The sequence below is a fragment of the Clostridium puniceum genome (assembly GCF_002006345.1).
Lineage (GTDB): Bacteria > Bacillota > Clostridia > Clostridiales > Clostridiaceae > Clostridium > Clostridium puniceum.
The window spans coordinates 23,938-37,086 of the sequence record NZ_LZZM01000205.1 but is presented as its reverse complement, the minus strand read 5'-3'; the positions used below and the strand labels follow the sequence as shown (position 1 = coordinate 37,086).

9 protein-coding genes are annotated in these 13,149 nt (G+C 30.7%); 2 read left to right on the top strand and 7 right to left on the bottom strand.

Annotation, left to right across the window (positions count from 1 at the left end; translation table 11 throughout):
* Window positions 1–320 precede the first annotated feature (320 nt).
* A complete protein-coding gene (locus CLPUN_RS20825) occupies window positions 321–1,088 on the top strand; it encodes a collagen-like triple helix repeat-containing protein (RefSeq protein ID WP_242954209.1) in 768 nt (255 codons plus the stop codon).
* Window positions 1,089–1,355: 267 nt separating this feature from the next.
* Here the strand turns inward: CLPUN_RS20825 and CLPUN_RS20820 are convergent, their stop codons facing one another.
* The 7 genes from CLPUN_RS20820 to rfbF all read right to left on the bottom strand — a co-directional run bounded on the left by CLPUN_RS20820 (window position 1,356) and on the right by rfbF (window position 11,545).
* Complete coding sequence (locus CLPUN_RS20820; RefSeq protein WP_077849150.1) at window positions 1,356–2,906, bottom strand: glycosyltransferase; 1,551 nt, start codon at window positions 2,904–2,906, stop codon at window positions 1,356–1,358.
* A gap of 226 nt (window positions 2,907–3,132) precedes the next feature.
* Window positions 3,133–5,247 (bottom strand): glycosyltransferase, encoded by a 2,115-nt coding sequence (locus CLPUN_RS20815; protein WP_077849149.1) that lies wholly within the window; start codon window positions 5,245–5,247, stop codon window positions 3,133–3,135.
* A gap of 332 nt (window positions 5,248–5,579) precedes the next feature.
* Window positions 5,580–6,506, bottom strand: a complete 927-nt coding sequence (locus CLPUN_RS20810) for an NAD-dependent epimerase/dehydratase family protein (RefSeq protein ID WP_077849148.1) — start codon at window positions 6,504–6,506, stop codon at window positions 5,580–5,582.
* 76 nt (window positions 6,507–6,582) lie between these two features.
* Window positions 6,583–8,313, bottom strand: a complete 1,731-nt coding sequence (locus tag CLPUN_RS20805) for a thiamine pyrophosphate-binding protein (RefSeq protein WP_077849147.1) — start codon at window positions 8,311–8,313, stop codon at window positions 6,583–6,585.
* A 38-nt stretch (window positions 8,314–8,351) separates the two neighbouring features.
* Window positions 8,352–9,713, bottom strand: coding sequence for a lipopolysaccharide biosynthesis protein RfbH (gene rfbH / locus CLPUN_RS20800; RefSeq protein WP_077849146.1), 1,362 nt, complete (start codon window positions 9,711–9,713; stop codon window positions 8,352–8,354).
* Between the two features lie 3 nt (window positions 9,714–9,716).
* Window positions 9,717–10,787: a CDP-glucose 4,6-dehydratase gene (gene rfbG / locus CLPUN_RS20795; protein ID WP_198944382.1), complete on the bottom strand. Its 1,071-nt coding sequence runs from the start codon at window positions 10,785–10,787 to the stop codon at window positions 9,717–9,719.
* A complete protein-coding gene (gene rfbF, locus CLPUN_RS20790) occupies window positions 10,772–11,545 on the bottom strand; it encodes a glucose-1-phosphate cytidylyltransferase (protein WP_077849145.1) in 774 nt (257 codons plus the stop codon). The genes rfbG and rfbF overlap by 16 nt, the downstream gene beginning before the upstream one ends.
* 350 nt (window positions 11,546–11,895) lie before the next feature.
* Here rfbF and CLPUN_RS20785 point away from each other — a divergent pair, with 350 nt between their 5' ends.
* The gene (locus CLPUN_RS20785) at window positions 11,896–13,026 is read left to right on the top strand and encodes a glycosyltransferase family 61 protein (RefSeq protein WP_077849144.1); all 1,131 of its coding nucleotides are present in this window, start codon (window positions 11,896–11,898) and stop codon (window positions 13,024–13,026) included.
* Window positions 13,027–13,149 lie beyond the last annotated feature (123 nt).

Below are 13,149 nucleotides of genomic sequence, written 5' to 3'. Positions count from 1 at the left end.
TCAAGGACCTCAAGGCGCTCAAGGTGCTCAAGGTTCTCAAGGTGCTCAAGGTGCTCAAGGTTCTCAAGGTGCTCAAGGATCTCAAGGAGTCCAAGGTACTCAAGGTACTCAAGGAGCTCAAGGTGCTCAAGGTTCTCAAGGTGTTCAAGGTTCTCAAGGTGCTCAAGGTTCTCAAGGAGTTCAAGGTTCTCAAGGTTCTCAAGGTGTTCAAGGAGCTCAAGGCGCTCAAGGTGCTCAAGGAGTTCAAGGAGTTCAAGGCGCTCAAGGTTCTCAAGGCGCTCAAGGTGCTCAAGGTTCTCAAGGAGTTCAAGGATCTCAAGGTGCTCAAGGTTCTCAAGGAGTTCAAGGTCTCAAGGCGCTCAAGGTTCTCAAGGAGCTCAAGGAGCTCAAGGCGCTCAAGGTGCTCAAGGTGCTCAAGGCGCACAAGGATCTCAAGGGCACAAGGTTCTCAAGGTGCTCAAGGTTCTCAAGGTGCTCAAGGTTCTCAAGGTGTCCAAGGTACTCAAGGTATTCAAGGACCTCAAGGCGCTCAAGGTATTCAAGGACCTCAAGGCGCTCAAGGTGTTCAAGGTTCTCAAGGATCTCAAGGTGCTCAAGGTGCTCAAGGTTCTCAAGGTTCTCAAGGTTCTCAAGGTTCTCAAGGTGTTCAAGGCGCTCAAGGTGTTCAAGGAGTTCAAGGTGCTCAAGGTTCTTCAATAATATATCTAGGTACAGATCAAGATACTATTGTTACTGGTCATTTCGTTGGACTAGGAAGTTCCGGTACGAACTTTGCACGAAATTCTGTAGTAATACCGGTTAATGGAACTATTACAGGTTTGAGACTAAACATCCGCAATAATATCTTAACAGCAGCCGACTTAGTAACTGCTACGATTGTTATAAGTACAGACGGTGGTTTCACATCTTCAGCCATAGGTACTCCTATAACAATAACTGGACCAAATAATGCAACTACTCCAAATCCTTGCGCATTTATAGATGAAAATATTAATGTAAGTGCATGTAATCTAATATCAGTAGAAATTACTACTAGCATGGGAGGCTTAGCCAGTGGTGTAGCAATTGATATAATCTTGTCTATCTAATAATAGTGTAAAAGTCGTGCTTTTGCACGACTCAGAGTGTCGACAAGTTCGACACTCTGTTCTTATTTTGAATTAATCCAAAGGCTTCATATTTATGAGAGGATATATTTTATTTTCACTTATATAAAATATAAAAGATAAATAATGTAAAAAAATCCTCCATTATAATATGAAAAATATTAATCACATTATAACAGAGGAAAATCTTATTGTGCATTTTTATCTAACTTGGATTCAAATAAGCTAGAATCAACCTACAGTAATGCTCTAATCATCCTTGTAGGTTGATTCTGGCAATATAACTATTTTATCCTTACACGAAGAGCAAAATTGGGCATATTGAATGCATGTTTTTAATGAATCATTTGGTTCCATTGGCCACCATCGGATTGCGCCCATTGGCGCTATAGACGCAAAAGACTCGACTTCTTCAGGAATACGACCTACAACCACTACTTCCATATCTTTAAAGTTAGTTTCTATACCCTTTTTAAGAGTTTCAAACAATTTATCATGCTTAACTTCTGGAAAAAAGTATGGAATTGGAAATAACATTGAGACTTTTGATAAATCTTCATTAATAATGTGAGCAGATTTACATGCAGTATCATCTTCGTTTCTCTCCCATACACGGTTATATGACTCAAACTCATATACTCCCAATTCTTTAACTCTTGTATGAATTCTTTCACTATAATATCTATACAATTCACTTACGAGAATTTGGATCTGCTGATTTCTAGTAAAAGTTGAGTTATCCCCATTTTCATTTCTATATTGTATATAGACTAAATCGGGAATGCATACATACCTAGTACAAAGAAATGACCGAACGAGCATGTCGTAATCATCTGCAACCAATAGTTCTTCGCGGTGCCCTCCAAGCAGATGGTAACACTCTTTTGTCCACGCACGGGGATGATTTGGTAACCCAACTAAATGACGTATGGTAGTCCCATTGATGACAGTATTTCTTAATACATTTTGCCATCGATTCATTTCATGCACCCAAACCCGATAATTTATGCCGTATCCAAAACCACAATCCCAACCATACCATTGTGCATGGTTGCTCCCTACGTATACCTCTGCACACTCCCCATATGCAAAGCCACATTCAGGATGTTGCGTAAAAGCATTTACGATTTTTTCTAGACAATCAAAAGTTAATTCATCATCATGGTCCATTTCCACTAATATCTCGCCTGTACACAAGCCTGCTGCATATCTTTTAGTTGCTCCTATATAACCATTTCGTTGATCTTGTCGATATCTTCTTACACGAGGATCATCTAATATTAATAAGTCTTTGTTGTAAGTAGAATCATTATCTCCTGAATCATCTACAATTACCCATTCCCAATTGGAGTAAGTCTGATTTAATAGAGATTTATAAGGACGCTGAATTTTTTCTTTTGACTTATATGCGGCTGTGAACACTGATACTAATGGAGTATTTGAAGTAAAATGAGTATCAGGTATTATCTTATTTTCAGGTAATGGATTTGTATAGTGGAGCCAGCAGTGAAATAAATAATCCGGCTTAATATCTACTACAGCTCTATAATGTAACCAACGCTTTCTCTCATAATAGGGTAATGAGTATAGTGTTGGAAATAATTCATCTTTTTCTCCTAAAGAAACATAAACACGTGGACTTTTAGGATTTATATCTAATAATGAATCATTAGGTTCATACAATTTCACTGTTATTCCATTTTCGCTAAGCCTTTTTAACATTTCCTCAAATCCATCCAATGTATCCTTCATTGAAACAAATAAATGTGCTGTTAATAGTGGAGTATTATTTGATTGCATGTTTATCCCCCTTTTGTTATCAAATCTATAATTGTATTTCATCATTACTATATCTATAGATTCCCATATTCTAAATTACACTTATACTATCAGTATATATTTAAAACTGTAAATGCATGACCTTAATTTCGGCCGAATATACACACAAGTAAAGTTTTTACTTTGTGTATTTATATGTCTTTATCTAAAATCTTTTTTATATTCCTCTATTCTCTTTATCCATTCCTTAGTAAACATATCCCCTATTAATTAAAAGAATCCAAAAAAGATCATAGTCTTCTGTACCATTACTTATTGTCAATTTTCTATTTACTCTGTGATTGTCTAACCTACTGTATATATTTTTGATTTTTTCCTGAGTATCCGATATATGATTTTTTTCTATGGCATTGTTAATACTTTTATACTTCTCATACGTTTCAATATTACCACTCTTTATTTTATTAATTTCTTGTATAATGTCATTTATATTGTTATAACTGCATACTTCAAATTCTTCATCAAATTCAGTAAGAATAGGACAATGACTATTTGTGAATTTTATTATTGATAATCCATATTTAGAAGCATCTAATAGTGATGTCATACTTCCCATCATAAAACAATCTAAATATATATCTGCCATTTGATAAAATTCCTCTATTTCTGTTACTACTCCTAATGCTTTTATTTTTCCACCTGTTTCAATATTTATTTCATGCCACTTTCCTGTATCATTAGGACCAATAATATAAACTTTGCAATTATCAACCTTATTAACTATATCTTTTACAATATTAAGATAATTATGGCTATTAATGCTTCTAAATTTATAATTGGAAGCAATAGTTAGTATGATAATTTCATTTTCATTTATTTCATATTTTTTCCTAATTTCATTTCTGTTAAAATCTTTTTTAAAGTCTAAAGGTATCGGTAATATGCAAGAATTATTACAACTTCTTCTAGTTAAAGTCAACTTTTGTCCGGAAGGTCTAAGATCTATAACTAAATCAGCTATACTTGCTCCAAGCCAAAAAAGATGATCTCCATGATTCATATAAATTATAGGTGGTCCATCATCTATTCCAAATGCTATTACAGGAATTGGATCCATCATATGCATATGGAGTACTACTATATCCGCCCATTCATATGCTAGTTTTCTAAGCTTTGCAGCTCTTTCAACATATTTATCAGAAACAGCTTCAAGAGAAGAAATCCATCCACCGCTATTTTTTATTTCATCTAAAAGCCACTGTGGAGTACTTTTTATCTGCCACGTAGTAACTAATGAATGGATGGAATCCGGATCACTTTTTATCCAATTTTTTGCAAGTCTTGTATGACCTCCTGTAGAGTATCCTTCGCTCAAAACATGAAGAACTTTTCTTTTTTTACCATTTCTACCTTTTATGATATAATCTTCTGTAGGTAATTTGCTTGCACATTCTAAAAGCATATTTTCTATTTCTGGAGATTGATAAAAATCGGGATGATACACACTCCAAGAAGCCCTGGTTGCAAAATCATAAGCATTTTTTGCCACACCTTCATAATCACTTAATCCTAAGCTATTTTTCATGGAATAAAAATAATTTTCTAAATTTTTTCTATTTTGAACTAATATATTCATAGCCTCTTCTCTGTTGAAATCAAATAAGTCTTTAGATTTAGAAATATTTCTATTTTGTATAATTGAATATTCTTTCAGAAAAATTTGTCTATATTTTTCAGTTTCATTTTGAAGATTATTATCAACTTCACTGCCCCAATCATGAATACACCATGTTTTCTCCTGTCTTGGAACTATAACTTGAAATCCTTTTTTATTAAACTCCATACATTCTGCAATATCATAAAAATATAGGCCATCAAATAGTTCTTCTTTCCATTTTATATCAAATTGTGTCGCTATTATTAGACCATCTACAGCTTCAACAATTTCATACTTCTCTATAATGTTATTTAATTTATAGTACTGTTTAACTCCATTATTTAAAATATCCACTTCTCCTACTTTGCCTACATCATTCCACCATAAACCACTAGCTGGCAATCTTTTAGCTCCAACAACACCAATTAAACCTATTTGTTCATTGCTTGCAAAAATATCCAAAATGTCTTTTATTATGGTTTTATTTATTATATAAGTATTACTATGAAGATAAATTTTATATTTAGCATCTGTTTGATTTAAACCAATATTATAAGCTTCTGCAATACTTTTATTTAATTTTATACTAATTATATCTATTTCAATACCTAACGGAATTTCTAAATCATCAATATATGAATTGCACACTTTAAACTGGTTTTCATTTAAAACACAGATTATAAATGCAATTTTATTATTATTCATCAAACTACCTCCTAAATTATGCACCTATGCTCAATCATATGATAATTTAAACTTTATATCGTTATCAACAATTCATTTAACACTATACTATCTTATGAATATATTGAAAAAAGTGTTCTCCATGTAATCAGATATAAATATCTGATTACATGATTATTGTGAAAATTATAAAGGTGTTTTTATATAATTGAAGTGTTTAAAGAGCTTTATTTCAAACAGTGTGACATGGAAATGAAAGTTTGATGAGTTTAAAATTAACTAGATGCAGGAACAACAAAAGTATCTCAAATCCATTTCTGAATAATGCGATATATTAATTTAATACTTATTTTTTATTCAACTATCTCTAAATCAATAAATTCCAATATTCTTTTAATTCCTTCCTTAAAACTCACATTACAAGACCATCCTAAATTTTGTTTCAATTTATCTACAATTGGTTCAAAGATTATTATACTTTCACTATTATAAGGTATTGCTCCAAATTGCAACTCACTATTTGATTTACAAATATCTTTCATATCTATTACAAATTCTTTAAGTTGCCTACTTTCTCCACTTGCAATATTATATATTCCATCCATACACGATGTATTTGCAAGTAAATACATTGCTCGTGCTAAATCTTCTACATAGATAAAGTCCCAATTTTGCATACATTGGGTTAATTGTATACTTTCATTTTTTTTCATCCTAACTAATGCTGACATAACAATTGTTCCTTTATAATCATAAATACCATATACACTAAATATTCTTGCCCAAATAAATTTTATACTATTTTCTTTAGCCATTTTCTTAAGTGTTTGATAAGCTTTTAATTTTGCTTTACCATATTCAGTAACTGGTTTTGCAGGATAGCTTTCATTAATTTTACCAACACATTTACCATACTCAGCTTGCGAGCCAGCGCCTATAAATGTATTGCATCCTAATCGTTTAGCAACTTTCATAGTATTTATTGCACAATTATAATTTTCATTCTGTAAAATAGCATCATCACGATATGGCATCCTTACACCAGCCCATGCTAAATGATAAAATATATCTATTTTTTTTATTCCAATTCTCTCTATAAGTTTTTCAATTTTTTCCATGCCTATCTCTATAACTGTTAAAAGATTGTTTTTAGGCAATCTATCTAAATTTTTTGAACTTGGTCTAACTACAGCTATAACTGCACAGTTATTTTTAAGATATTCCTTAATTATATGTACTCCTATAAAACTAGTGGCACCAGTTATTACTACATTTTTCATAATTTATAATCCCTCTTTCTTTTTACTAACTTATAAATTAGTAAAACTAGCATTATTAATACTAGTTCTACTGTACTTAAATATTACAAATTTCCATTAATCTATTAAATAAATTTCTATCTAAAAGTGGATCTTGATCATGAATTGGTCTACCCATAGCAAGCTTAGGATACAAATAAGTAGTATCACTTAAGTTTATTTCTATAAAGCAAGGTTTATTATCCACTAACATATTTTCGCATTTTGAAATTTCCTCTATAGAATTTATATTTATATATCTTAAACCATAGGCAATTGCAATTTCTTGAAAATCAGGAGTCGTATAGCCGCTCTCTTTTTTAGTTTGTACAAAATTGGATTCAAAGTACATTTCCTGAAAATGACGAATCATGCCTAATGAGTTATTATTGAGTAATATAACTTTAACAGGAATATCTTCTCTTACTACAAATTGGAGTTCTTGAATATTCATTTGTAATCCGCCATCTCCATTAAAACAAATCACGTTTTTCTTGCTACCATAATATGCACCAATGGCGGCTGGAAGTGAATATCCCATTGCACCATGTCCTCCTGAAAAAAGCATTTTTTGATTGTTTTTCATAACAAAAGATTGTGCTACCCATACCTGATTCTGACCAACATCAGTTGTTATAATTGAGTTGTCTGGAACCTTATACGAAAATTCTTTTATAATGTCATTTTCATACTGCACCATAATGAACTTAAGTTCTTCTTGTATCTTATTACATGCATTTATCCATTTTTGATAGTTGTCTTTTACTTTAAATTCTTCTGTATTCAGCATTGATATTATTTTCTTTAAATCTACAACAAGAGATATTTCATCCTCTTTTATTTTGTTTGTGAGCTCGCCGCTATCAATATCTAATCGTATGATTTTTGCATTCTTTGCAAAAAATTTCAAATTACTTCCAGTTTGTCTACAATCAATTCTAGAACCAAAGCTTATAATTAAATCACTATTTGATATAATAAAATTTGCACATCTATCCCCATAAGCACCTATAAATCCAAAATTATTTTCAATACTATTTGATAATACATCTCTTCCAATCATGCTTGTAACAACTGGAATGCCTATTAAATCAACAAAATTTCTAAACCTATTGCCAATATTTGCAGTATTAACACCATTCCCTACTAAAATAACAGGTCTTTTAGATGATTTCAACATTTTTAATATAGTATTTTTTATATCTTCATAATAACAGGTAGCTTGTTCATCTTTTTTTGATTTATAGCATTTTAAATCTTCTGGAATAATATCAGCGCTTTGAATATTCATAGGAATATCAATAAGTACAGGACCTGGTCTCCCATTACAACTTATATCAAATGCTTTTTCAAGTTCATACTTAATATTATTCTCATTATCGATTTTCACTGCATATTTTGTAATAGATTTTACAATACTTACAATATCAGTTTCTTGAAATCCTTTTTGCCTAACAAGCATGTCTCCCTTTGATTCATAGGTATTAACCTGTCCTGTAATAAATATGCATGGTATAGAATCAAAGTAGGCATTTGCAATCCCTGTAATAAGATTTGTAGCCCCTGGTCCGCTTGTAGCATATGCGATTCCTGGTTTATTTGATATTTGAGCATATCCACAAGCACAGAATGCAGACCCTTGTTCATGATAATTTACATGTGCAAAAATGCAATCTTTGTATTTATTAAAGGAATCAATAAGATGTGTTACCATTCCACCAGGATAACCAAATACATCAGTTATTTTTTTTTCAATTAAAAAAGTTACAATATAATCACTTAACTTCACATTACAATTCCTTCCACAATTGCTTAAATGATTCGAATTTATTTAATAGAAAATTTAGAATGTATAATTTTAACAGCCTCTTTTATTATTTTACTCATGTAGTCTATCATTTCATCAGTCATTCCTGGATATACTCCTACCCAAAAAGTATGATTCATAATTCTATCTGTATTTGTTAAATCACCAACAACACGATATCCATTGTTATTAGCCCTCAATTCGTCAAAACATGGATGCTTTATCAAATTTCCTGCAAATAACATCCTTGTTTGAACACCTTTGCTTTCAATATATTGAACAATCTTATTTCTATCTAATCCATCTTTGCAAGTAATAAGGAACCCGAACCAACTAGGATCAGAATTTTTACATGGAACAGGTAATATGAGTTTATCTCCAACTTCTAATAACCCATTTTTTAATCTTTTAAAGTTTTCTTTTCTTCTTTCGACAAAATAAGGAAATTTTTTAAGTTGTGCACATCCTATGGCTGCTTGCATATCAGTTGCTTTTAAGTTATATCCAAAATGCGAATATACATATTTATGATCGTATCCAATAGGCAATTCACCATATTGCTTATCAAAACGATGTTTACATAAATTATCCATTCCAGAAGGACAAACACAATCTCTTCCCCAATCTCTGAGTGAACGAATTATTTTATTAAGCAATAGATTATCTGTGTATACTGCTCCACCTTCACCCATTGTCATATGATGTGGTGGATAAAAACTTGACGTTCCAATATCACCTATTGTACCTGTAAATTTTTCTTTTCCATTTATTGTATATTGGGAACCAAGTGCATCACAATTATCTTCGATTAGCCATAAATTATTTTTATCACAAAAATCTTTAACAGCACTTAAATTGAAAGGATTCCCTAATGTATGAGCAATCATAACAGCCTTAGTTTTATCTGATAGTGCTTTTTCTAGAATTGTTACATCAATATTATATTGTGGAATTGTAACATCGACAAAAACAGGTACTGCACCAAATTGAATCATAGGAGTAACAGTAGTAGGAAAACCTGCTGCAACAGTAATGATCTCATCACCGCGTTTTACTGCTCTATCTCCGAGTAGTGGCGATGTTAAAGCCATAAAAGCATTTAAATTAGCACTTGAACCGGAATTAACAAGACTACAATATTTCACATTTAAATATTTAGCAAATTCCCTTTCAAATTCATCTGTATATCTTCCAGATGTAAGCCAAAATTCAAGAGAACTATCTATAAGATTAACCATTTCTTCATTATCATAAACTCTTGATGCATAAGGAATTTTTTGACCTTCTACATAATCAGCTTTTTTATGATACTTATCACAATATTCACTAACAAGCTTTAAAATTTCGTTTTTATCTTTTTGCTGCTTTAAATTATCTGACATGGTTTATTCTCCCTCTTTAAAAAATTCTATTATTTGTTTAGTCATACATTCATTAATATCATATTCTCCTAAATAACATTTTGCCCACTCAACTGTTTTTTCAATTGCTTTTTCTACACTCCATCTAGGGGTCCATCCCAATATCGTTTTAATCTTAGAACAATCTAACTTTAAGAAATTCGCTTCATGAGGTCCTCCTATAAATTTATCTTCCCAAGTCATATTTTGTCCCCATTTTTTGCAAAATATATCCACCAAAGTTCCTGTTGTTATACAGTCAGACTCATTAGGTCCAACATTATAATAACCACAATATTTTATATTCTCATATTGTTTTTTAGCTATCATAAGATATGCTCCTAATGGCTCTAAAACATGTTGATACGGCCTAGTTGAATGTGAATTTCTTACGATGATTGTTTGCTTTTTTTCAGCTGCTCTAATGCAGTCTGGAATAATTCTATCATTAGCAAAATCACCACCACCTATTACATTACCAGCTCTAGCTGTAGAAATTGCAACTTGCCCTTCGCCAAAGAAAGAGTTCTTATAACTATGAGTAACGAGTTCTGAACAAGACTTACTATTTGAATACGGATCAAATCCATCTAATTGTTCATTTTCACGATATCCCCATTCCCACTCATTATTTTTGTAGACTTTATCTGTCGTAATATTTAAAAATGACTTTGCACACTCATTTTTTCTAATACATTCAAGTATATTAACAGTTCCCATTACATTAGTTTCATATGTGTAAACGGGTTCTTTATAGCTATCACGTACAATAGGTTGAGCTGCAAGATGAAAAATTATTTCAGGTTTATATTTATTAAATGTATCCATTAGCTTTTCTAAATCTCTAATATCGCCAATTACAGAGTTAATTTCTTTATTAATTCCAGAAATCTGGAACAAATTTGGATTTGTAGGTGGAATTAAGGAATATCCTATAACTTCAGCACCAGCTTTAACAAGTATCTTCAAAAGCCAAGATCCTTTAAATCCAGTATGTCCTGTTACTAAAACTTTCTTTCCTTTATAAAATTCCAAATCTATCACCATTTTTTCCATGGAGCCTCCCCACTTTCCCACAAAGCTTCAAGTTGTTGCTTATCTCTTTGTGTATCCATGCACTTCCAAAACCCTTCATGTTTATATGCCATGAGTTCCCCCATCTTAGCAGCTGTTTCTAGTGGAGCTTTTTCAAATACTGTACTATCTCCTTCAATATAATCAAAAATCTCAGGATTAAGCACCATAAATCCCCCATTAATCATGCCACCATCATCAGCATTTTTTTCACGAAAGGCATTAATTACATTATCCTTATTAATATCAAGAACACCAAATCTTTGCTCTACATTTATTGCTGTCATAGTAGCTATTTTTCCATGAGATTCATGAAATTTAACAAGTTCAGCAATATTAACATCACTAACTCCATCTCCGTATGTAAGCATAAATGGGGATTTATTGATGTATTTTTGTATTCTTTTAATACGTCCGCCTGTCATAGTATTAAGACCTGTATCAACTAACGTAACTTGCCAAGGTTCAGAAAAATTATTGTGTACAGTCATCTTATTCTTTTTAACAAAGTCAAATGTAACATCACTTCTATATAAATAATAATCTGCAAAATACTCTTTAATCATATGAGCCTTGTATCCACAACAAATTACAAAATCATTGTATCCATAATGTGAATATATCTTCATAATATGCCATAGAATAGGCATATCTCCAATTTCAATCATTGGCTTTGGTCTTAAGTGACTTTCCTCTGAAATTCTTGTTCCAAATCCACCTGCTAATATTACAGCTTTCATTTCTAGCTCCTTTATCAATATTCAACTTAAAATTTTATCTATAACAGTATTATCTTATGAATATACTGAAAAAAGTGTGCTACTCTGCAACCATATATAAGTATTGATTACAGGATTGTTTTGTAAAATTATAAAGGTGTTTATAAGTATTATTTAGAAAAAAATAGATAATTATAAAATATGCAAGTATTAGGGACTATTTATTTTTTTGTATTCAAATACATTAAATTATCATACCATATATTATGAAATTCTTGGGTTTGTGATTACTAGTTTATGTATGATAAAAGCTATTTAGCAGAAGTGGAATTTAAAAATATTAAACATTATTATTAAGGGGGAATTAATAAATGACTATCGAAAAGAGATTAAATAATATTTCCTGTAAAGAATATTGCGATATTCATAATATGAAATATTCAATTATATTAAAACAGCATTATCAGAAAATATATATACCTAACTATAGAGAGAAACCGGAAGCTATTAATTATATGAATGTAGTAAAATACCCAGAAATTTTTATTTCCGAATTAAATAATGTTAATATAATTGGCGCAAATTATATAATTTTTGATGAAAATAATTATTGTATTTATGATCTACCACTAAAAGATGATGAAAATAAGTTTGATTTAAGATGTAATAATACAATATATGTAGATAAAAATAATACTTGTATTAACTATAATGAACCTATTGAAACTATTGAAGAAGGAATAATGCTAGTAGGTGCTTGTTCTTATAATTTTTCTCATTTTCATACAGAAGTGTTGTCTAAATTATGCCTTATTAATGGAGTAGATGAATATAATAATGTCCCAATATTGATAGATGAAATTTGCCTTAGAACACCACAGTTTCTAGAAGAGTTAGAAATGCTTAATAAAAATGGTCGTAAAATAATTTCTATAAAAAAATGGTGCTGCTATAATATAGAAAAATTAATATACATTTCAGATTTAGCGATTTATCCGTTTCAGATTAAAGAAGGTTATTTGTTAAAAAATAAAGATTGTGTTATGGATGATTTATGCATCAAACTATTAAATGAAAATTTGTCAATTAAAAGTAATATATTTAGGAAAATATTTATCTCTAGACGAAATACTCCTAACCCTAGATTAGAAAATCAGGATATTGTTGAACAGATTTTTTCAGAAAATGGTTATGAAATCATTTTTCCTGAAGCAATGCCTTTCTATGATAAATTGAAAATATTTTCTGAAGCTGAATTTATAGCAGGTGCATACGGCGCTGGATTTACAAATATTGTATTTGCTAATAAAAATGCAAAAATCATATGTATACAACCAAAAGCAATAGAATGGCCTTGGATTTCAAATATAGCTGGTATATTAGGACAACATTGCTACTTTTTAGATGCAGAACTTTCTAAAGAAACACCATTTAGGTATTATCAGAATAGCTTTAAATTGGATGAAGAATTTCTAAAAAAATTTTTAAAAATTATGAAATAGCCGCATTTTAAGCCTTGAGTTAAAATAAACCTTCACCCAAGGCTTATTTTTAGATTCATGATCTTTATGTTAAATACTTGTATATTGAACATTTTTTCAATATATGCATACGATAAAATGAAA